Below are 20,517 nucleotides of genomic sequence, written 5' to 3'. Positions count from 1 at the left end.
CAGGACGCAAAGCCCTGCCTATAGCCGCCGCTCGCCAGCGTGGCCGACCGGCCGCCACGGTTTGCCTGGGTAGCTCAGTTGGTAGAGCATGCGACTGAAAATCGCAGTGTCGGCGGTTCGATCCCGTCCCCAGGCACCACTTTTCCAAACCGGACGTACAGGGACTTGATGGCGCCGCGTGGCGGCAATCAATCGGTCTCGACGGGCGCGATCAAGCCCGATGGCAAAGAGATTTTCCCGATCGTATAGTTTCCGAACATCGCGTCCGGATCCCGCTTGAGCGACGCACGGATCGATGCCCGGGTCCGCTTCGCCTCGTCGCTGCCCTCCTGGTAAAAATAGTTGGGACATCCTGCCCGCGCGATGGTGACCTTGCCGGATGCGATACCCGCGACGCGCGCGGCCGAGATCGGCCCCCGCCCCTGGACCAACGAAGCGGCCACGACATTTGTGACGCGGTTCACCGCGCCGGATAATTGCCACTGCATCGATTCATACGACGTCAGCACCAGATAAAGTGGCTGCGAACTCGGCTCGATCGTGGCCTCGGCAAGATGGGTCCTCTTGGCTTTTCCCGGAATCGGCGCGGTCGCGGTCAAATCGCTTCGATAGCTTCCAACGACGATCAGCTTCGCATTGGAAGGCACCGGCGGGAGCGTGCAAATTTCCGCCGTCCATATCATTTGATTTTCGCGGATGCGGGGCATCAGCGGGGCGATTTCCTGATCGGTGGCCTGTCCGTCGCCATTGCTGTCGACCCGCCGGAACGCCTGTTCGGCCAGCGGGCGCAGCTCTTCGGCCGTCAGCCGGCCATCGCCATCGGGGTCGAGGATGAGAAGGGCGTTCAGCCGTCCGTCGAATCGTTGATATGGAGCGGTGGCGGCCGCTTCCTGCAGGGTGATGACCCCGTCGCCGTCGGTGTCGTATCGCAGGAGATGATGGTCGATTCGCCGGTCTCGCGTCGTTTGATCATCGGCTTCGTCGCTGGTGCTCGATCCGATTTCCGCGCGCGTGATCCGGAGATCGCCGTCGAGGTCCATCGGAAGCACTTGATGGATCGCCCCCGCACGTGCCTGAGCCGCGCGACGACGGGCGATGAAGTCGATATCGCCTTGGTCGAGGCCGTCGTTGGCTCGGTCGGCCTGGCGAAGGCGGCTGACCATTTCCGCCACATATTGCTCGATATGGACGTTACGATGAAACCCATCGGCGAGTCCGTCGGGGATGTCGGGCACTTGGGATTGCGAAACCGCGGCGGTGCTCAGTCCCAAGCTGATCGCGAGACCTGCGGCAGTGGTGGCGCCCAGTTTTCCAACGGTCATCAAACCCCTCCCTTGGTTGAACCCCTTCCGGCATAGGGCAGCAAGGTTAACCGATGCTATCGGGATCGGGGCATTTGCATTACGCTACGACAACCTTCTTGTTGCGCTGCAAACTGTTGCTTATTCGCCACAAATTTCATGAAAACTGCCAGAAAGTGCGGGGTGCGCGTTGACGCGGCAGGGCGGTGCATTAGACCGGTCGTTCACTGCCGGGCATCTCCCGATAAGCCTTTGGCTGCGTCTCGGCGGTTTTGGAGAGAGAGACATCATCATGACTTTGCGCAACATCCTGTTGGGCGCCACCATGCTGTGCGCCGCCACCACCCCCGCCTTTGCCCAGGATACCGCCGCACCGGCCGACAGCGCCGCGACCGGCGATGTGACCGATTACGGCAACGACATCATCGTCACCGCCAGCAAGCGTTCGCAGACGCTGCAGGACACCCCCGTTGCGGTTTCGGTCACCTCGGCTGCCGCGCTCGAAGAATCGCAGATCCGCGACCTCATCGACCTGCAATCGTCGGTCCCCAGCCTGCGCGTGTCGCAGCTCCAGTCGAGCGCGAACACCAACTTCATCATCCGCGGCTTCGGCAACGGCGCGAACAACGCCGGTATCGAGCCGTCGGTCGGCGTGTTCATCGACGGCGTCTATCGCTCGCGCTCTGCCGCCCAGATCGGTGACCTTCCGAACGTCGAACGCATCGAAGTGCTGCGCGGCCCCCAGTCGACGCTGTTTGGCAAGAATGCGTCGGCGGGCGTCATCAGCATCGTCACGCAAAAGCCGCAGTATGAATTCGGCGGCTCGGCCGAAGTCACCTACGGCAATTACAACGCAATCACCGTCAAGGGCGACGTCACCGGCCCGATCAGCGACACCGTCGCCTTCTCGATCGGCGGCAGCTACAATCGCCGCGACGGTTATGCGCAGGACCTGAAGCTCGACACCGACGTCAACGACCGCAACCGTTGGGGCGTCCGCGGCCAGCTCCTGTTCGAACCGACCGACGCGCTGTCGATCCGCCTGATCGGCGACTATGACAAGATCGACGAAAATTGCTGCATCGCGGGCAATGTCATCGCCGGCCCGACGGTCGCGATCACCAACGCGCTTGCCGGCGGCCCCAGCGTCGATGCGAACAATCCCTTCTCCTACGACGTCTACAACAACTTCCTGTCGTCGAACGAGATCGAGAATTACGGCGGTTCGGCGCAGATCGACTATGATCTCGGCAACCTCGCGCTGACCTCGATCACCGCGTACCGCAAGGTGCAGGCCGACACGAACCAGGATTCGGACTTCACCGCGGCCGACCTGATCGGCGAGAAGAGCGACAATGTCGGCATCGACACGTTCACGCAGGAAATTCGCCTGACGTCGGACTTCGACGGCCCGCTCAACTTCCTGATCGGCGGCTATTATTTCAACGAAAAGGTCGACCAGCAGAGCGCGATCAAGTTCGGCCAGCACTTCCGCCCCTATGGCGACGCGCTGATCCGGGCGGCGAGCGGCAATGCGCTCAACGTCGGCCTGCTCGAAGGCACGCTCGGCGCGCTCGAAGGCGCTCCGACGAAATATCTCGGCACCTTCTTCCGCGCGGGCAATGGTCTCGACGAAGATTATCAGATGAAGAACGAGGCCTTCTCGATCTTCGGCACCGTCGATTTCGAAGTCACCGATCGTCTGACGCTGACCCTCGGCGGCAACTACACCAAGGACCGCAAGCGCTTCTCGACCAACGTGGTCAGCAGCGACGTCTTCTCGGGCGTCAACCTCGACGCGGCGGCCTATACGCCGTTCCGCCAGGCGCTGCTTGTCGGTCAGGGTGTGCCGCTCGCGCAGGCCGCAATCCTCGCCGCCAACCCGACGATGACGCTCCCCGACGGGCGTAGCGCGAACCCGCTGGCCGGCCTGAAGGCGTTCCAGTTCCTGCCGCCCTTCCTCAACCTTCCGAACGCGGTCGAAAGCGGCAAGACGAACGACGGCGATTTCTCGTACAGCGTGCGCGCTGCCTATGAGCTCACCGACACGGTCAATATCTATGCGACCTATGCGACGGGCTTCAAGGCGAGCTCGGTCAACCTGTCGCGCGACAGCCGCCCGCTTGCTTCGGACCTCGCGGCGATCACTGCTGCGGGCTTGCGTACCCCGAACCTCGTCGCAGGTTCGCGTTTCGCCAACCCCGAGGAATCGACCGTTTACGAGTTCGGCCTGAAGGGCCAGTGGGACGTCGCGGCGGTGAACATCGCGGTGTTCAAGCAGTCGATCAAGGGCTTCCAGTCGAACGTCTTCACCGGCACCGGCTTCGCGCTGGCGAACGCCGGCAAGCAGTCGACCTTCGGCATCGAGTTCGACGGCTCGGTGCGCCCGGTCGACGGGCTCAACCTGACGCTCGCGGCGACCTATCTCGACGCCAAGTATGACAGCTTCGTCAATTCGGCGTTCGGCGACATCTCGGGCAGCACGCCCGCGGGTATCCCCGACCTGTCGCTGTCGCTCGGCGGTACCTATACGCATGAATTTGCGGGCGGGACGAAGGCGATCGCGCACGTCGACTACAGCTATGAAAGCCCGGTCCAGATCGTCGAAGGCCTCGGCGGTTTCCCGGCGAGCGTCGCGCAGAATCTGAAGCGTGAAGTCAATTCGCTCAACGCGTCGTTCACGATCCGCCTGACGAACGGCATCGACGTCGGCGTGTGGGGCCGCAACCTCACCAATGCGCAGTACCTCACGACGATCTTCCCGGCCGTCGCGCAGGCGGGCAGCGTCTCGGGCTATCCGAGCCAGCCGCGCACCTATGGCGGCACCATCCGCTACAAATTCTGATCGAGTTGGCCGGGGCGTTCGCTCCGGCCACTCCGACAGCGGACAAAAGAAACCCCGGCCTCTCGATCGAGAGGCCGGGGCTTTTTTGTCGGCGTTGCCGCCGGTGGTTTAGAACTTCACGCCCGCCGCGATGCCGTAGCGGCGCGGTTCGAGGGTGAAGATGTTGGTGTAGTTGCCTGACGACTGGTCGGTGATGTACAGGCCCGTGACGCTGTTGGCGTCGAAGACATTCTGGATGAACCCTTTCACATACCATTTGTCGTCGGCGCCGTTCAGCTGGATCTGGGCGTTGACCTGCGCATAGCCCTTGATGCGGTTGACGTTGCCGTTGAAGATGCTGCCATAGCTTTCACCGGTATAGGCCATGTCAACGCGCGGAACGAGCGACATGTCCCCCATACGCGCCGTATATTGTACGCCGGCGCTGAACTTGTAGTTCGGCGCCTGCGGCAGCTGGTTGCCCTTGATGTTGACCGGAACCCCGGCGGAGAAATACTCGATCCCGCCGAAGTTGGCCGGCGTCAGGCCCGCTGCTGCGAACGCGCCGGCCGCTGCCGCTTCCATCACCGAACAGATGCTGAATGCGCCTGTCGACGCGATTCCGCCGTCGGCGGGGAAAGAGGTCGTCGGCCGCAGGCCGGCACCCGCCTGGACACCGGGGACAAAGCCGCCGTTGATGACCTGCTGGACCCCGTTCACAAAGGCGTTCACCCCCGCGACATTGCCCGTCCGCGATGCGACGGCGCAGTTCGCGGCGTTGGTGATGTCCTTGATGATCACGGCATCGGAGCGGCCGCCGCCGAAGTCGCGCGGGTTGCTCGTGAACTTGTCGTCGGACACCTTGCTGTGCAGATAGCTGAAGCCCAGATTGACCACGACGTCGGGATCGGGCCGCACGATTGCTTCGGCCTCGAACCCGTAGATGTCGGCGCTGACGTTATCATTGACCGCGGTGCGCGCGACGATCTTGCTGAGCTGCAGATCCTTGTACTTGTAATAGAAGGCCGTGAGGTTCAGCTGCAGCGCGCCGCCGCCAAAGGTGTTTTTCGACCCGATTTCGAATGCGTCGACCTGTTCGGGCTTGAACGATTCGGGAACGGCGAAAATCGGCTGCAGCGGCGGATTGATGCCTCCCGATTTGTAACCGCGCGAGTAAGACGCATAGAGCAGGTTGTCGTCGGTGATCTTGAAATCGAGCACCGCGCGGCCTGTCAGCTTGTTGAACTTGACGCTGCGTTCCTGAATGATCTGGTTGCCCGGCGTGCCGGGGTCGGCGTCGAACGATCCGACGAAGGGCGAACCGAAGACGGTGTCGGTCGTCCCCGCATGCGGCGCGAGGAAACTCGCCAGCGTCGACCGGGCGCTCACGCTCTTCTTGTCGTTGTTGTAGCGCAGGCCCGCAGTGAGTTTCAGCCGGTCGCTGAACTCGAAATAGGCTTCGCCGAACAGGCCCCATGACTTGATATTCAGATCGTCGGTGTTGTTGCGGAAGAAGGGCGTCGCGAGGAACGACGGCGGCAGCGGCCCACCCGCGGCCGGCGGGTTCGTCGCCGCGGTGAATGCGCCCAGTACCCCGGTCAGATAGTCGATCGGGAAGGCGTTCACATAATAGCTGTTCTCGGTCAGGTGGTAATCGGCATAGATGCCGCCGACGAGGAAGTTGAACGGCCCGTCGAGGTCGCTCGACAGGATGCTTTCGACCGACCAGCTGCTGTTATACTGGTTCGACCGGTCGAACTGCAGCGACTGGTCGCTACAGATCTTGTTGCCGCCAAAGCTGCCGTAGCCGCTTTCTTCGGCCAGCGACGTACAAAGCTGTCCGGTCGGGCCGTTCGGGATGATCGCCGCGGCGACGGGCCGGAAATAGGGCGTGAACGCCGCGCCGAGCGCACCGTTTGCGGCCGCCTGCAACGTCGCGAGGCCGGTCGCGTAGAGCGCGCGGTTGCCGACATTGCTGTTATAGTCCTGCGACGCGTCGAGCTTGACCTTTTGGTACTGGCCCGAGACCTGCAGCGAGACGGGGCCGAAATTATGCTCGATCTGGCCCTGCAGCGTCAGTTCGCTGGTGAAATAGCTCGGCGTATAGGCGGTATTCACCTCGCGCGGATCCGACGGGATCGTCGTGTTGGCATAAACGTCGGGGCCATAAAGGCTGCCGAGGGCAAAGGCCTGCGGAATGCCGCGGATCGCGAGGAATTCGCGTGAGGTCAGCGCGGCGGTGAAGGTCGCGTTGCCGTTGAAGGGCGAATTGTCGAGGCGGCTGTTCAAACAGCCGAGGATGCCGGTCGGGTCGCGCTGGCAAAGCTGTTTCTGGATGCGCGTGCGCTGATCCTTTTCGCGGAAATAGGACGCGAGCAGGTCGATCGTCGTATCGGGCGAGGGTTCCCAGCGGAACGAGCCGCGGACCGAATAAAGGTCGCGATCGTCGATGCGCGTGTCGAGGAAGCTGTTCTTCGTATAGCCGTCGCGGTTGAGATAAATGCCCGCAACGCGAATGCCCATCGTGTCGCCGAGCGGGATGTTGACCATCGCCTTGCCCTTCATGGAATCATAATTTCCATATTCGGCTTCGGCGGCGGCCTCGAACGTGCCGAGCTTCGGCTTCGCGGTGATCACGTTGACCACGCCCGAGGTCGCATTGCGCCCGAACAGCGTGCCCTGCGGGCCGCGCAGCACTTCGATGCGTTCGAGGTCGAAGAATTCGGTTTCGAACAGGCGGGTCGAAAACAGCGGATCGCCGTTCAGGTGGATGGCGGTCGCGCTGTCGCAGGTCGTGCCGACGCAAAGGTCGCCGATGCCGCGGATCGTGAAGCTCGCGCCGGTGAAGTTGGTCTTGGTGAAGGTGACGTTGGGCAGGGTCAGCTGAAGATCGGACGGAGTCTTGATCTGCTGCGCTTCGAGCGCCTCGGTCGAGAAGGCGCTGACCGCGATCGGCACGTCCTGCAGGCGTTCCGACTGGCGCTGCGCCGTGACGACGATCTCGCCGCCGAAAGCATCGCGTTCCACTTCATCCGCCGCGTCCTGCGCATATGCCGGCGTCGCCACCGTCATCGCAAGGATCGAGGTTCCGATCAGTGCCTTGAACTTCATCTATAGCCTCCCTTTTTCGAACCCGCGCAGTGCGGGGCCGCCCAACGTCAAATTGTGGTAAGGGGAGGGGAAACGACCAGACATGGCAAAGGGCATCGGGCCGAAACGGCCGAGCGCCTGTGTGTATCCCACCTGCCAGCTGTGCTGGTCATCGTCCTCTCCCACCGGCGTCGGGGAATACGCCGGCCTCTCCGGATCACGACCCGCTTGAGCGAGTTCTGTAATGCAAGGTGAAGGTGCGCCGAGTTGACGAAAGCGTCAAGTCACTTGTTTGGCCCAAAAAAGGACGCGAAACCGCGCCTCTCCGAAAAGTCAAAAAGCCAAGATTCCGCAACGTAAAGTTGATGGGAGAGGACAATTTCTTTCCGTCTGGCCCTTGCTTATCGGCGTCCGGACGTCGAAATGTGCGGCATGATGGCAACAGTGAAAGCGCGGCGATGAGCGACAGCAAGAGTGAATTGGGACCCGACGGCAAGCTGGTCGTGCCGGATCATGTCGCCGACGCGGTCCGCACGCTCATCGAATGGGCCGGCGACGATCCGGCGCGCGAAGGGTTGCTCGATACCCCGCGCCGCGTCGCGCGCGCGTGGAAGGAATATTGTTCGGGCTATGCCGACGACCCGGCGATCCACCTGTCGCGCACTTTCGAGGAAGTCGGCGGCTATGACGAGATCGTGCTGCTGCGCGACATCCCGTTCCAGTCGCATTGCGAGCACCATATGGCGCCGATCACCGGCAAGGCGTCGATCGCCTATCTGCCGCGCGACCGCGTCGTCGGCATTTCGAAGCTCGCGCGCGTGCTCAACGGCTATGCGCGGCGGTTGCAGGTGCAGGAGCGCCTGACCGCCGAAGTCGCGAAGTGCATCTGGGACAATCTCCAGCCGCACGGCGTCGCGGTGGTCATCGATGCGCAGCATGGCTGCATGACCGGGCGCGGCGTCCGCACGCCCGGCGTCGGCATGGTGACCAGCCGCCTGCTCGGTTGTTTCCTGAACGACCAGAGCAGCCGCAAGGAAGTTCTGAGCCTGATGGGTTATTGATGGATAGGGGGCGGCCTAGCGCCGCCACATCCTGAGCAGCTGATACTGGACCGCCTGGAGCCGCGTGAAGTTAGCCGGGTCCATCTTGCGGCCCTCGATCGCCGCGACCTCATTGAGTTCGTACATCAGGTTCCGGTGCGTGACGTCGGGAATCAGGCTCTGGATGAAGGTGATTGCGACCAGCCGCTCGCCGCGCGTCACCGGTTCGACCTCGTGCAACGTGTGCGACGGATAGACGATGGCGACGCCGGGCGCTTCCTTGAAGCGCAGGTCGGCATTGCCGAGCTGAACATGCAGGGCGCCGCCGTCATAGTCGGCGGGGTCGTTCAGGAACACCGTGCAACTGACATCGGTCCGCAACTGGCCGTCGGGCAGGGGGATATAGGCGGCGTCGGGATGCAGCCCGTAGTGCATGCCGGGCGTGTAACGCGTCATTAGCGGCGGCGCGATACGCGCGGGAAAGGTGAATTCCATGAAATCGGGATTCTGCACCATCGCGTCGAGCAGGATCTTCGACGAGCGTTCGTAGGCGCCTGCGTCGTGGAGCTGGAGATTGTTCTTCACCGTCGAATGCGGGTTGCTGATCTTTCCGTCGACGAACTTGCCGCTGGCGGCAATTTCGCGCAGCGCGTGAACGGCGCCATCGTCGAGCAGCTGGACGAGCTTGAACATTATCGGCTTTCCCCGTTGCCGCGGATCGGCAGGTCGCCAAGGCTTGTATAGCGTGCGGTGAGCGCTTCAACCCATGCGATCGCTTCGGCGATGGCGGATGCGTGTTCCGCCGCCGCCTGCATCTGCAGTTCGCGGCGAAGGTCCGGGCTGTAACCATGTTCGGGCGCCTTGGAATATTGGCGCATGATCGGCCCGGCGAGCGCGGCGTCGATGCGCGCCTTGTCGGCGGGCAAGGCGAAATGTCCGGCTTGCGCCGCAAGCGCGGCGGCGGGATCGGCGAGCATCGCCTCGAAATCGGCCCACAGGTAACGCGGGTCGCCTGGCGGCAGCGTGTTTTGCGCGGTCGCCATCTCGCAAAGCCAGCTCATCGCGACGCGCGTGACCGGCGGCAACTGCCACAGCGCGTGCGGGAAATCGGGAAGCAGGGCTGCGAGCCGCGCCATGCGTGCGGGGGCCTGCGCCTGCGTCTCGGCCATCGAGGCCTCGCCGGCGAGGATCGTCTCGATATAGCGGGGAAGCGCAGCGTAGAGGAACAGCGCACGGCCATCGCCGCTCGTCAGTTCGCCGGCGATTGCGGTGATCACGCTCGACGCCTTGACCATCACACGCTGGCCGGGGCCGAAGCCGCGACCGAGCCAGCCGCGTATCTGCGCAAGACGTTGGCGGTAAAGTTCGGGCGACCACACCGATTCCGGCCGGTCGATCCGCTCGGCAACCTGCGCCAGCGTGCGCAGCAGCATCGGCTCGCGCAGCGGAAGCGCGCCGCTGGCCTCGGCAAGCAGGCGCGAGGCGAGCGTCGATCCGACATGGCCAATATGGAAGATGAAATCGGGCCGCGGCGCGGCGGGGCCAAGGTCGGGCAGCGCGTCCCACGCCATCCACTCGCGCCCGATGCGATCGGTGAGTAGCCGCTGGTCGAGGAAGCTTGCCGAACGGTAATCGGCCTCGCCGAGCAGCGCGATCAATACCCGGTCGTTCGCAAGATCCGCCATGTGCGGCAGCAGGCTCGCGTCGGCGGCGAAACGGGAATGGAAGCGATCGTCGGCCATCGCCGCTGCCATAGGAAAGGGCGGGGCATAAGAAAAGGGCCGCGTCTCCATCGGGAAACGCGGCCCTTTCAAAAGGCTTTGGCGAGATGAAGCTTAAGCTTCTTCGGCTTCGTCCGCAGCAGCTTCGGGAGCGAGTTCCGAAGGCGGCGTCGCGTCTTCGAATTCGTCCTCGCTGTCGGGTTCCAGAGCCGTCGCAACCGCTTCGGCCTGTTCTTCCTCGAACATCGCGGCGATGACGTCGATGCCCTGCTTCTGCATTTCGGCTTCGTCGGGCGAACGCGCGACGTTGACGCCGACGGTCACGGCGACTTCAGGGTGCAGCTTGACCTTGACGTCGACGAGGCCGAGCGACTTGATCGGGCGCTCGAGTTCGACCATCGACTTGGTCACGCCTTCGACGCCGTCTTCGGCAAGCGCGTCGACGATGTCACGGACCGAAACCGAACCGTAAAGCTGGCCGGTGTTCGACGCCTGGCGGATCAGGACGACCTGCTTGCCGTCGATGTCCTTGGCGCGGCCTTCGGCGTCGGTGCGACGTTCGGCGTTGTCGGCCTCGATCTTCGAGCGGTTGGCTTCGAACAGCTTGCGGTTGGTGTCGTTCGCGCGCAGCGCCTTGTTGTTGGGCAACAGGTAGTTGCGGGCAAAGCCGTTCTTGACGGTGACGACATCGCCGATGCCGCCGAGTTTCTCGATACGTTCGAGCAGGATGATTTCCATCGGTCCGCCCTCCTTACTTCACAATGTAGGGGAGCAGGCCGATGTGGCGCGAGCGCTTGATCGCTTTTGCCAGCTCACGCTGCTTCTTGGTGGACACCGCGGTGATCCGCGACGGGACGATCTTGCCACGCTCCGACAGGTAACCCTGGAGCAGACGGACGTCCTTGTAATCGATGACCGGTGCGTCCTTCTGGCTGAAGGGGCAGGTCTTGCGGCGGCGGAAAAAGGGTCGTGCCATGGTCGTTTTCCTTATTCTTCGCCGTCGCGGTCACGGCCGCGGCCGCCACGACGTTCCTGCTTGCGCATCATCACGGACGGACCCTTTTCGAGTTCGTCGACGCGGATGGTGAGCCAGCGGATGATATCTTCGTTGATCGCAGCCTGGCGCTCGATCTCTGCGATCGCTTCGCCCGACACTTCGGCCGACAGCATCACATAGTGACCCTTGCGGTTCTTCTGGATCTTGTAGGCGAGCTGCTTGAGGCCCCAGGTCTCGGTCTTGTGAACCGTGCCCTTGAATTCGCCGATGACGTTGGTGACGGTTTCCGCCAGCGCGTCGACCTGAGCCTGGCTCAGGTCCTGACGCGCGATAAAGACATGCTCGTAAAACGGCATGGTGCGCTTCCTTCGATTTGGCCGATCGCTGATTTCGCGCCGATCGCGAAACCCCTCCGGCTGTCGTCAAGCCTTGCGTATTGATGCAAAGCAAACGGGGCGAACGGCACAAGGCCTCGCCCCGAATGAGCGCGCCTATACAGATTCGCGGGGAGAAATCAAGCGCGGACGGCCAGCTTTTCCAAGAGTTCGTGGCCGAATTCGGTGAGCGTATCGTCGCGCGCGCCGAGGATGACGATGCGGTCGCACGCCTTGGCCTCGTCGAGCATCGCCGCGCCGCATGCCGCGCGGGTCGTCAGGTGCGCGGCTTCGGCTCCGCCCGCGACGATGTCGGCGACGAGCGCCTCGCTGCCGATGCTGCGATCGACCGTGCCGCCAAAATAGACGGGATCGCACACGAACAGCCGGTCGCCTTCGCGCATCCCGGCGGCGAAGCTGGCCGCAAGTTCCTTGCCCATCTGCCGCAGCGGGCCATAGCCGTGCGGCTGAAAGAAGAGCAGGGCGCGGCCGGGCAGCTCGGCGACGGCGGCGAGGGTCGCGGCGACCTTGTCGGGGTTGTGCGCGAAATCGTCGATGACGGTGACGCCGCCGGCCTGACCCAGCACCTCGTAGCGGCGCGCGAGCCCGGTAAAATCGGCGAGTGCTGCGACCGACTGCGCGACCGGTATGTTGACCGCACGCGCGGCGGCGATCGCGGCGAGGGCGTTCGCGGCATTGTGGCGCCCCGGCATCCGCAGCCGGACCTCGTGGCGGTCGTCGGCAAAGCTCACTGCAAAACGGCAGCCGTCGGGCAGCGCTTCGAAATCGCTGCCGCGCATCGCCGCGCCGTCGCCAAAGCCGAAGCGCAGATTGTTGCCGCCGTTCATCAACGGGGCGGATTCGGGATCGTCGGCGTTGATCACCGCGATGCGCGCCTTGGCGGTGAAGTCGCCGAACAGGCGGTGCAGTTCGTCGAGGCTCTTGTGGTCGAGGCTGATGTTGGTGACCACCGCAACATCGGGCTGGTAGAGCGCGATCGATCCGTCGCTTTCGTCGACCTCGCTGACATAAAAATCCTCATCGCCGACCAGCGCGCTGGCGAAGGGCATCTCGGCGCCCGAAAAATTGCGCATCACCGCGCCGTTCATCACGGTCGGCTTGCGGCCCACGCTCTCGAGGATCCAGCCGATCATCCCGGTGACCGTCGACTTGCCGCTCGTTCCTCCCACGCCGATCGCCTTGCCTGCGGCGTTGAACAGCGCGGCGTTGAGGTCGGCGCGCGTCATCCGGGGAAGGTCGAGCGCCTTGGCCGCGGCGATATCGGGAACGCTGTCCTCGATCGCTGCCGAGGCAACGAGGATCTGGCCCGCCTTCGGGCCGCTGCCGTCCTGCGGATAGAAAGCGATGCCCTGGCTTTCGAGCCAGGCGAATTTCTCGGGCGTCCGGCCTTGGTCGCGGCTGCGATCCGACCCCGAAACCGCGGCGCCGCGCGCCGCGACGATCATCGCGAGCGGCAACATGCCCGACCCGCCGATGCCGCAAAAGAAATAGGATTTGTTTTCGGCCATCGCGGCGCGATATGGGCTTGGGTCAGGTTTGGCAAGGCAGGGCAGGGGACAGGATTTGCGTATCGGGATCGTTGCCCCTTCGACCCCCATCCTGCCCGACGATGCGGAAGCCGTGCGCGCGCTCGCCAGCCTCGGCTATTCGGACATCGAACTCGAATTCGATCCGCAGTGTTTTGCGACGCACGGTCATTTCGCCGGTGAGGACGGGCACCGCTTCGCCGCGCTGGTCGAGATGGCGAACCGCCCCGATATCGACGCGGTCTGGTTCGCACGCGGCGGTTACGGCGCGTGCCGGATCGCCGAGGATGCGGTCGCCGCGATGACCGACGTCGCGCGGGGCAAGGCGTTCCTCGGCTATTCGGATCAGGGCAATTTGCTGGGCGCGCTCTATCGCGAGGGTTTCGACCATGTCGCGCACGGCCCGATGGTCGCCGATATCCGCCGCGATGGCGGCGATGCCGCCGTTTTGCGTGCGCTCGACTGGCTCGTCGCGCGCGATCCTGCTGCGTGCGAGGCGGGGTTGCAGCACGGCGCGCGTCACGCGGCCTTCAACCTGATGACGCTGTCGATGCTGCTCGGCACCCCGCTCGAACCCGACCTGTCGGCGCATGTCCTGCTCGTCGAGGAAGTGAGCGAATATCTCTACGCCTTCGACCGCGCCTTCTTCCATATGGCGACCAGCCTCGCGCCGCGCGGACTCGCCGGTTTGCGGCTCGGCCGCGTCAGCGCCGTTCCCGAAAACGACCGCCCTTTCGGCATGGAGGCCGAAGAGATTGCGCAGGACTGGTGTCATCGCACCGGCATTCCGTGGCTCGGGCGGGCCGACATCGGCCACGACGCGGCGAACAAGGTCGTGCCCTTCGGCTTGCATCGCGCGGGGTGAGGGAATAGGCGCGGGCCAAATCCATATTCTTCAGGGGACGCATCATGCGCGCATTCATCTTTCCGGGTCAGGGCAGCCAGGCCGTCGGCATGGGCAAGGCCTTGTTCGAGGCCTCGCCCGTCGCGCGCGAGGTGTTCCAGGAGGTCGACGACGCGCTCGGCCAGAAGCTGTTCCAGCTGATGAGCGAAGGCCCCGAGGACCAGCTCACCCTCACCGAAAATGCCCAGCCCGCGATCATGGCGAACGCGATCGCGACCTTGCGCGTGCTCGAAAAGGAAGGCGGCGTGACGCTCGCCGCCAAGGCCGATTATGTCGCGGGCCACAGCCTCGGCGAATATAGCGCGCTCTGCGCCGCGGGCGCCTTCGACCTCGCGACCACCGCGCGGCTTTTGAAGACGCGCGGGCAGGCGATGCAGGCGGCGGTACCCGTCGGCGTCGGCGCGATGGCGGCGCTGCTCGGCGCCGACATCGACACCGCGCAGAAGCTCGCCGATGCGGCGGCCGAGGGCGAGGTCTGCACCGTCGCCAACGACAACGACCCGTCGCAGGTCGTGATCTCGGGCCACAAGGGCGCGGTCGAACGCGCGGTCGCGCTGGTCAAGGATTTCGGGATCAAGCGCGGCGTGCTGCTGCCGGTGTCGGCGCCCTTCCACTGCCCGCTGATGCAGCCCGCCGCCGACGCGATGGCCGAGGCGCTCGGCGCGAACCCGCCTGCCGCGCCGCTGGTACCGGTGGTGGCCAATGTCACCGCGAGCCCGGTCAGCGACGCCGACACGATCCGGGACCTGCTCGTGAGCCAGGTCACCGGCCGCGTTCGCTGGCGCGAAAGCGTCGCCTCGATGGAGGACATTGGCGTCACGCACTTCGTCGAATTCGGCGGCAAGGTCCTCTCGCCGATGGTCAAGCGCAGCGCCTCGGGCGAAGTCGAGACGGTCAGCGTGATTTCGATGGACGACATCGAAGCCCTGCTCAAGTCGCTCTGACCGACGAATAGGCCTTTTCTCTACTTAAGAGATAAAGTATCATCGCCTTTCGGTTCAGGCCAAGGGAGAGGGCGATGGACGGGTTCACGCGAATTTGGGCTTATGGTCAGTGGGCGCTGGTGGCCGGGCTGCTGGCGGCACCGCTCTGGGTCGGCGCGTCCCCGGGGTCGTCGCAGCAATTTGCGGCCACGACGCAGGGGAGCGGGCAAATGCGCGCCTTTGCGGGAGAAGCCGAATTCAGGGCCTTTCTCGCCAAGCGCCTGAAACGGGCGCAGGAGGAAGCGAGAAAGGCCGGGAACGTCGTCTACGATCTGTCGGAGCCCGCCGCGCTGGAGGTTGCAGCGGCCGGTGCGGATGCCGCTGCCGCCCCGGAGGAGCCCGCCGCGCGCGCCGCGCCCGAGGGCGACGGCATCACCAACGTCCAGACCGCGGGGGTCGACGAGGGCGGCATCGTCAAGAAACAGGGCGATCTGCTGATCGTGCTTCGCCGTGGCCGCCTCTTCACCATCGACGCCGCGGGCGGCGGCATGCGTCCGGTCGCGGCGGTCGATGTCTTTCCCGGCCAGAGCGACCCCGAGGGCACCTGGTACGACGAAATGCTCGTCAGCGGCGATACGGTGGTCGTGCTCGGCTATAGCTATGCGCGCAATGGCACCGAAGTGAACCGCTTCCGGCTGTCGGACGACGGCAAGCTTGAGTGGCGCGACACCCATTATCTGCGCTCGGGCGACTATTATTCGTCGCGCAACTATGCCTCGCGGCTGATCGGTGACAAGCTGATCTTCTACGCACCGCTCTATCTGGAAGCCGATCCGGGCAACAGCCTGCCCGCGCTCGCGGCGTGGGAAAAGGGCAAGGTCGGCCGCTTCAAGCCCTTCGCGACCGCCGAGGAAATCTACATGCCCGAGCCGGCCTGGCACGACGACCGGCTGTCGGGCGAGATATTGCACAGCGTGATGATCTGCGATCTCGGCGGCGACGGGATGGATTGCGACGCGAACAATGTCCTCGGCGGCTGGGCGCGCAATTTCTACGTCTCGCAGGACGCGGTTTATGTGTGGACGGGCTTCGGCCCCGAGTGGGGCGAAAGCGCCGACGACAATCGCGCCATGCTCTATCGCATCCCTCTTGATGGAAAGGCGCCACAGGCGGTCGAGGTCGCCGGCATGCCGCTCGATCAATTCTCGTTTCGCGAGGAAAAGGACGGCTCGCTCCACGTGTTGACGATGGCGGCGGGCGGCGGCGATGCGATGTGGCAGGCAGAGGCGAACGACAAGGGCGATATGGCGTTGCTGCATCTCGCCGCGACGCGCTTCGGCAACGGCGCGGAGAAGGTAGACGCAAAGGATTATCGCGCGCTGCCGGGCGTCGAGAGCTGGGAACGGCAGAACCGCTTCGTCGGCGACTGGCTGCTATATGCGGGCGGGCAGGGGCATCGCGACTTGCGGAAGGAGGATGCGAAGACCGCGCCGCTCTATGCGGTGCCGCTGAACGGAGGAGCCGTCGTGCCGCTCGATCCCGGCCATGGTGTCGGGCGGATCGACATCATGGGCCGCGACGCGATCGTCGTGGGATCGGGCGAGGGCAATGCGCTGGTCTTCTCGACGGTCGCGCTCGGCGCGCGTCCTGCCCTCGCGAGCCGCTTTCGTTTCCCCGCGGCGGGTGAGGGCGAGAATCGCAGCCACGCCTTCTTTTACCGACCCGATCCCGGCAGCGACGGCGACGACGGGCTACTGGGGCTGCCGGTGATGCGCGAGCGCGACGGCGGCACCCGATATCTCGGCAGCGCGGCGTCGATCCTCTATCTGCGCCGCGACCAGCGCGACCTGTCGCTCGCCGGCACGCTCGACGCGCGGCCGGGGAAAGGCGAAGATCATTGTCTCGCCTCGTGCGTCGACTGGTACGGCAACGCGCGTCCGGTGTTTTTTGGCGGTCGCATCTTCGCCCTGATGGGCTATGAGCTTGTCGAAGGCCGCTGGCAGGCCGGGACGGTGCGCGAAAGCGCGCGCATCGACTTCACCCCGCGCCGCCGGACGGGCCGCTGACAAGGAGCTACAGGATAAAATGTTCGATCTTTCAGGGATGACCGCGCTGGTGACGGGTGCCAGCGGGGGTATCGGCTCGGCCATCGCGCAGGCGCTCGCGGCGCAGGGCGCGCGGCTCGCGGTGTCGGGTTCCAACGCCGACAAGCTGGGTGCCTTTCGCGACACGCTCGGCGGCGACCATGTCGCGCTGCCGTGCAACCTCGGCGACGGCGCGGCGGTCGATGCACTCGTGCCGTCGGCGGTCGAGGCGCTGGGCGGGCTCGACATCCTCGTGAACAACGCCGGGGTGACGCGCGACAATCTGATCATGCGCATGAAGGACGAGGAGTGGATGGACGTCATCCGCATCAACCTCGAAGCCAATTTCCGCCTCGCGCGTGCTGCGGCGAAGCCGATGATGAAGGCGCGTTTTGGCCGTATCATCTCGATCACCAGCGTGGTCGGCGCGACGGGTAATCCGGGGCAGGCCAATTATGCCGCGTCGAAGGCGGGCGTGACCGGCATGACCAAGGCGCTGGCGCAGGAACTCGCGAGCCGCGGCGTCACCGCGAACTGCGTCGCGCCGGGCTTCATCGCCACCGCGATGACCGACGACCTGCCCGACGCGCAGAAAGAAGCGCTCAACCAGCGCATCCCCGCGGGCCGGATGGGCGCCGGCGACGATATCGCGGCCGCCGTGGTCTATCTGGCGTCGAAGGAAGCCGGATATGTCACCGGGCAGACGTTGCATGTGAACGGCGGGATGGCCATGCTATCCTGAGCCAGGCGGGGCGTATGAGCCCCGGTTGGGGAGGGACGCTTTATGCTCAGATTCCTTTGGTGCAGCGGCATGCTGGCGGCGGCGATGCTGCCGGTCGCGGCGTCGGCGCAGCTGGGAGACAAGCTTGATTGTGCGGTCGACAGGGCCGACCCCGCGTTCAGGACTCTGCTCGCCGACGCGTTGATCGGCGACGGCGGCAATTCGGGTTCTGAACGGTTGATCGGCCAGTTTTCGACCATCGCCGATGCTTGCACCGCCGGCTTCACGCTCGATGCTGCGCAGAAAAAGGCCTATCTGGACTATGGGGTCAGCCGCATATTGCGCGAATGGCTGATCTCCCGGCTGGCCGGTTACGGGCTGTCCGGCTCGACGATCGACACGGCGCTCGACTTTGGACCGGGCCGAAGCAATCCGCGCCTGTCGGGCGAGATGGGCGAAGAGCAGGTCAAGATATTGGTCCAGGCCTTCATCGAAGGCGGAATCGATGCCGAAAACCTCAGCTCGCCCGCATGGGAAAGCGTCGGCACCTATGCAGCGGTGTCGTCGATCTATTGGCGCCAGCGCCAGGCATTGTCAGCGTGGACCGTGATTCCGCGAGCACTCCTCGCCGAGCCGGAACAGGCCGTTGCAGCGACACCTCCGGTGGAGGCGGTCGCGGCCCCGGTTCCGGCGCAGCCGACACCCGAAGCGGTGATCGCGCCGCCGCCAGCCGAAGCGGAACGAGCGCCGTCGCCGGAGCCCGTTCCGCCGTCGGAGAACTAGAAGCTCGCCCGAGCCGTCAGGCGGAAATCGCGGCCGGCCAGCGGCACATAGTCCTTGGTAAAGCTGGCGTGGCGGCGCGCTTCGACGTCGAAGATATTGTTCGCCGACAGGCCGAGCGTCAGATTCTTCGTATCGGGAAGCGGACGCCAGCTGATCGAGGCGTTGACGAGCGTGAAGCCGTCGGTCGGGGTCTCGAACTGTGCGGTGCGCGTCTGGTCGTCGGTCCATTCGACCTCGACGCGTGCATCGACACGCTCGCCCTGCGCTTCGAGCCCGCCGAGGATGCGGAGCGGCGGGATACGCGGGACATTGCGGTCGAGACCTGCGTTCTTGATCTTCGCACGCGTCATGTCGGCGGTCACGTCGCCGACGATGTTGAACCCGCCGATCTGCGCCAGCCGCGCGCTCGCTTCGGCCTCGAAGCCCCAGACGCGCGCGTCGCGCTGGAAATATTGGAAGACAGGCAATTCGTCCTCTTCGGCGCCCGTCGCGGCCGAATAGATGAAATTGTCGAACCAGTTCGAATAGCCGGTGAGGCTGAGGTTGAAGGCGTCGGTCTTGATCTTGAACGAGGCTTCGGCGCCCCAGTTGGACTCGCGCTTCAGATTCGGGTCGCCAAGCTCGAAGCTTTGGGTCGCGATGTGCGGACCGTTCGACAGCAGCTCCTCGGCCGATGGCGCACGCACCGCGCGCGATACCGAGACGCCGAATTTCGCGCCCTCGAACAGGTCATAGGTCGCACCGAGCGCGCCCGAAAAGCTGTCGAAATTGCGTTCGAAGCCCAGCGTCTGCGCGCGCACATTGGTCTTTTCATAGCGCGCCGCGGCTTCGAGGCCGAGCGGACCCATCGTCAGTTCCTGCAACGTGAACAGCGCGAACTGGTCGGTCAGGTTGCGCGGCACAAAGGCTTCGGCGCCGACCGCATCGAAGTCGCGGTGGCTATATTGCACGCCGCTCGCGCCGCGCCAGCCGCCGCGGTCGTTCTGCGCCAGCTCGATCCGGCCTTCGACGCCCTGGTTGGCGAATACGGTGCCGATTTCGTCGCCTTCGAACTCGGTGTGCTTGTAATCGGCAAAGCCTGCGCGGATGCGCAGCTTGTCGAAGAAGCCGTCGCCCAGCTCGACTTCGCCGCGCAGGTCGGCGCGCCATTGCTTCATACCGATGGTGACGGGGCCTTCGCCATGCTCGTGGCCGCCCTCTTCATGCTCGCCGCCATGATCGTGCGCGGTGTCCGGGCGGTCGGGCACGCCATAATTGGTGTCGAAATAGCCGATCGAAATGCCGAGCTGGCCACCATCGTTGATCAACGAGATGCCGCCACCGGCGGTCCAGGTCTCGCTCTGCGTATTGTCGATCTTGCCGCGCTTGCCCGCCTGCGCCGTAAGTTCCGCCGCCTCGTCGAGATGTCCGTCCTCGACTTCATGCTCTGCAAGATGGAGCAGGTCGTCGCGAATTCCGGGGGCATAGACAAAGCCGCCGCTGCGCGTGTCACCGGTCTTGCGCCAGCTGCCGTCGAGGTGCGCGACGATCTGCGGGCTCAGCGCGACGTCGATCGAACTGCCGATGTTGCGGTCGTTGGCGGCGGTCGCATAGCCGCCGATCGCGTCGATATGGACATGGTCGGCGGGCACCTTGCGGGGAATCCGGCGGTCGAACATGTTCACCGCGCCGCCGATCGCCTGGCTGCCGAACAGCAGCACCGCGGGGCCGCGCAGGATTTCGATGCGCTCGACGGTCAGCGGGTCGATGGTGACGGCATGGTCGGCCGAGGTGTTCGACGCGTCGATCGATCCGATACCGTCGGTCAGCACGCGCACGCGCTCGCCCGAAAAGCCGCGGAGGACGGGGCGCGACGCACCGGGTGAGAAGCTCGTCGCCGATACGCCGGGCTGGCGGGTCAGCGTGTCGCCGATCTGCCCGCGGATATCGCGCGCCAGTTCGTCGCCTTCGAGCACCGACACATTGCCGAGGATGTCGAGGCTGCGGACATAGGGAGCGGTCACGACGATCGGCTCGCCCGTGTGCACATCATCGTCGCTTCCTGCCGCGGCGCGGTCCTGCGCAAAGGCGGGGGCGGCGAGGAAGAGGGCAAAGGTGAAACCGGCAGAGCAAAGCAAACGCATAAGGGGAGAGTCCTGTTATATGGCGACCTGGTGGCGCACCCAGTAATGATATACTGTTACAATGACAACCCCCGAGGTCGCTTCG

The 20,517-nt window shown here is 64.7% G+C and carries 17 protein-coding genes and 1 tRNA gene; 9 read left to right on the top strand and 9 right to left on the bottom strand.

The window, feature by feature from the left end:
* The first annotated feature begins 63 nt into the window (after window positions 1-63).
* Window positions 64-139, top strand: a tRNA-Phe gene (locus ACIPPQ_RS09750).
* Between the two features lie 49 nt (window positions 140-188).
* Here ACIPPQ_RS09750 and ACIPPQ_RS09745 read toward each other — a convergent pair.
* The gene (locus ACIPPQ_RS09745) at window positions 189-707 is read right to left on the bottom strand and encodes a hypothetical protein (RefSeq protein ID WP_446543906.1); all 519 of its coding nucleotides are present in this window, start codon (window positions 705-707) and stop codon (window positions 189-191) included.
* On the opposite strand from ACIPPQ_RS09745, the gene ACIPPQ_RS09740 reads away from it, so the two are divergent.
* Both ACIPPQ_RS09740 and ACIPPQ_RS09735 read left to right on the top strand, forming a co-directional pair.
* Window positions 684-1,358: a hypothetical protein gene (locus tag ACIPPQ_RS09740; protein ID WP_446543905.1), complete on the top strand. Its 675-nt coding sequence runs from the start codon at window positions 684-686 to the stop codon at window positions 1,356-1,358. The genes ACIPPQ_RS09745 and ACIPPQ_RS09740 overlap by 24 nt on opposite strands.
* 235 nt (window positions 1,359-1,593) lie before the next feature.
* Window positions 1,594-4,146: a TonB-dependent receptor gene (locus ACIPPQ_RS09735; protein WP_446543904.1), complete on the top strand. Its 2,553-nt coding sequence runs from the start codon at window positions 1,594-1,596 to the stop codon at window positions 4,144-4,146.
* A gap of 108 nt (window positions 4,147-4,254) precedes the next feature.
* Here the strand turns inward: ACIPPQ_RS09735 and ACIPPQ_RS09730 are convergent, their stop codons facing one another.
* On the bottom strand, window positions 4,255-7,236 hold the full coding sequence (locus tag ACIPPQ_RS09730) for a TonB-dependent receptor (RefSeq protein ID WP_446543903.1): 2,982 nt from the start codon (window positions 7,234-7,236) through the stop codon (window positions 4,255-4,257).
* A gap of 437 nt (window positions 7,237-7,673) precedes the next feature.
* On the opposite strand from ACIPPQ_RS09730, the gene folE reads away from it, so the two are divergent.
* Entirely contained in the window at window positions 7,674-8,276 is a 603-nt protein-coding gene (gene folE / locus ACIPPQ_RS09725; protein ID WP_446543902.1) for a GTP cyclohydrolase I FolE, read from the top strand.
* A 15-nt stretch (window positions 8,277-8,291) separates the two neighbouring features.
* Here folE and ACIPPQ_RS09720 read toward each other — a convergent pair whose 3' ends face one another.
* The 6 genes from ACIPPQ_RS09720 to ACIPPQ_RS09695 form a co-directional block, all read right to left on the bottom strand.
* Window positions 8,292-8,948, bottom strand: coding sequence for a Fe2+-dependent dioxygenase (locus ACIPPQ_RS09720; protein WP_446543901.1), 657 nt, complete (start codon window positions 8,946-8,948; stop codon window positions 8,292-8,294).
* Complete coding sequence (locus ACIPPQ_RS09715) at window positions 8,948-9,997, bottom strand: hypothetical protein (protein WP_446543900.1); 1,050 nt, start codon at window positions 9,995-9,997, stop codon at window positions 8,948-8,950. Before ACIPPQ_RS09715 ends, ACIPPQ_RS09720 begins: the two co-directional genes overlap by 1 nt.
* 93 nt (window positions 9,998-10,090) lie before the next feature.
* Window positions 10,091-10,714 (bottom strand): 50S ribosomal protein L9, encoded by a 624-nt coding sequence (gene rplI / locus ACIPPQ_RS09710; protein ID WP_327457511.1) that lies wholly within the window; start codon window positions 10,712-10,714, stop codon window positions 10,091-10,093.
* 13 nt (window positions 10,715-10,727) lie between these two features.
* On the bottom strand, window positions 10,728-10,952 hold the full coding sequence (gene rpsR / locus ACIPPQ_RS09705) for a 30S ribosomal protein S18 (protein ID WP_037517582.1): 225 nt from the start codon (window positions 10,950-10,952) through the stop codon (window positions 10,728-10,730).
* An 11-nt stretch (window positions 10,953-10,963) separates the two neighbouring features.
* The gene (gene rpsF, locus ACIPPQ_RS09700) at window positions 10,964-11,329 is read right to left on the bottom strand and encodes a 30S ribosomal protein S6 (protein WP_446543899.1); all 366 of its coding nucleotides are present in this window, start codon (window positions 11,327-11,329) and stop codon (window positions 10,964-10,966) included.
* A gap of 158 nt (window positions 11,330-11,487) precedes the next feature.
* A complete protein-coding gene (locus ACIPPQ_RS09695) occupies window positions 11,488-12,876 on the bottom strand; it encodes a Mur ligase family protein (protein WP_446543898.1) in 1,389 nt (462 codons plus the stop codon).
* Window positions 12,877-12,931: 55 nt separating this feature from the next.
* On the opposite strand from ACIPPQ_RS09695, the gene ACIPPQ_RS09690 reads away from it, so the two are divergent.
* The 5 genes from ACIPPQ_RS09690 (at window position 12,932) to ACIPPQ_RS09670 (ending at window position 18,309) form a co-directional block, all read left to right on the top strand.
* The gene (locus tag ACIPPQ_RS09690; RefSeq protein WP_446543897.1) at window positions 12,932-13,759 is read left to right on the top strand and encodes an LD-carboxypeptidase; all 828 of its coding nucleotides are present in this window, start codon (window positions 12,932-12,934) and stop codon (window positions 13,757-13,759) included.
* 44 nt (window positions 13,760-13,803) lie between these two features.
* Window positions 13,804-14,742, top strand: a complete 939-nt coding sequence (gene fabD, locus ACIPPQ_RS09685; RefSeq protein ID WP_446543896.1) for an ACP S-malonyltransferase — start codon at window positions 13,804-13,806, stop codon at window positions 14,740-14,742.
* Window positions 14,743-14,816: 74 nt separating this feature from the next.
* Window positions 14,817-16,787: a beta-propeller domain-containing protein gene (locus tag ACIPPQ_RS09680; RefSeq protein ID WP_446543895.1), complete on the top strand. Its 1,971-nt coding sequence runs from the start codon at window positions 14,817-14,819 to the stop codon at window positions 16,785-16,787.
* A gap of 19 nt (window positions 16,788-16,806) precedes the next feature.
* Window positions 16,807-17,547 (top strand): 3-oxoacyl-[acyl-carrier-protein] reductase, encoded by a 741-nt coding sequence (fabG, locus tag ACIPPQ_RS09675; protein ID WP_446543894.1) that lies wholly within the window; start codon window positions 16,807-16,809, stop codon window positions 17,545-17,547.
* A 42-nt stretch (window positions 17,548-17,589) separates the two neighbouring features.
* Window positions 17,590-18,309: a hypothetical protein gene (locus ACIPPQ_RS09670; protein WP_446543893.1), complete on the top strand. Its 720-nt coding sequence runs from the start codon at window positions 17,590-17,592 to the stop codon at window positions 18,307-18,309.
* Here the strand turns inward: ACIPPQ_RS09670 and ACIPPQ_RS09665 are convergent.
* Entirely contained in the window at window positions 18,306-20,432 is a 2,127-nt protein-coding gene (locus ACIPPQ_RS09665; RefSeq protein ID WP_446543892.1) for a TonB-dependent receptor, read from the bottom strand. The two genes, ACIPPQ_RS09670 and ACIPPQ_RS09665, sit on opposite strands and share 4 nt — an antisense overlap.
* Between the last annotated feature and the right edge of the window lie 85 nt (window positions 20,433-20,517).

The organism is Sphingopyxis sp. LARHCG72, assembly GCF_052871675.1.
This window is presented reverse-complemented; position numbering and strand designations above follow the sequence as displayed.

Coding starts and splice junctions, on each gene's coding strand:
- ACIPPQ_RS09745 (WP_446543906.1), bottom strand. CDS start 707: ATGCCCCGCATCCGCGAAAATCAAATGATATGGACGGCGGAAATTTGC.
- ACIPPQ_RS09735 (WP_446543904.1), top strand. CDS start 1,594: ATGACTTTGCGCAACATCCTGTTGGGCGCCACCATGCTGTGCGCCGCC.
- ACIPPQ_RS09730 (WP_446543903.1), bottom strand. CDS start 7,236: ATGAAGTTCAAGGCACTGATCGGAACCTCGATCCTTGCGATGACGGTG.
- folE (WP_446543902.1), top strand. CDS start 7,674: ATGAGCGACAGCAAGAGTGAATTGGGACCCGACGGCAAGCTGGTCGTG.
- ACIPPQ_RS09720 (WP_446543901.1), bottom strand. CDS start 8,948: ATGTTCAAGCTCGTCCAGCTGCTCGACGATGGCGCCGTTCACGCGCTG.
- ACIPPQ_RS09715 (WP_446543900.1), bottom strand. CDS start 9,997: ATGGCCGACGATCGCTTCCATTCCCGTTTCGCCGCCGACGCGAGCCTG.
- rplI (WP_327457511.1), bottom strand. CDS start 10,714: ATGGAAATCATCCTGCTCGAACGTATCGAGAAACTCGGCGGCATCGGC.
- rpsR (WP_037517582.1), bottom strand. CDS start 10,952: ATGGCACGACCCTTTTTCCGCCGCCGCAAGACCTGCCCCTTCAGCCAG.
- rpsF (WP_446543899.1), bottom strand. CDS start 11,329: ATGCCGTTTTACGAGCATGTCTTTATCGCGCGTCAGGACCTGAGCCAG.
- ACIPPQ_RS09695 (WP_446543898.1), bottom strand. CDS start 12,876: ATGGCCGAAAACAAATCCTATTTCTTTTGCGGCATCGGCGGGTCGGGC.
- fabD (WP_446543896.1), top strand. CDS start 13,804: ATGCGCGCATTCATCTTTCCGGGTCAGGGCAGCCAGGCCGTCGGCATG.
- ACIPPQ_RS09680 (WP_446543895.1), top strand. CDS start 14,817: ATGGACGGGTTCACGCGAATTTGGGCTTATGGTCAGTGGGCGCTGGTG.
- fabG (WP_446543894.1), top strand. CDS start 16,807: ATGTTCGATCTTTCAGGGATGACCGCGCTGGTGACGGGTGCCAGCGGG.
- ACIPPQ_RS09670 (WP_446543893.1), top strand. CDS start 17,590: ATGCTCAGATTCCTTTGGTGCAGCGGCATGCTGGCGGCGGCGATGCTG.
- ACIPPQ_RS09665 (WP_446543892.1), bottom strand. CDS start 20,432: ATGCGTTTGCTTTGCTCTGCCGGTTTCACCTTTGCCCTCTTCCTCGCC.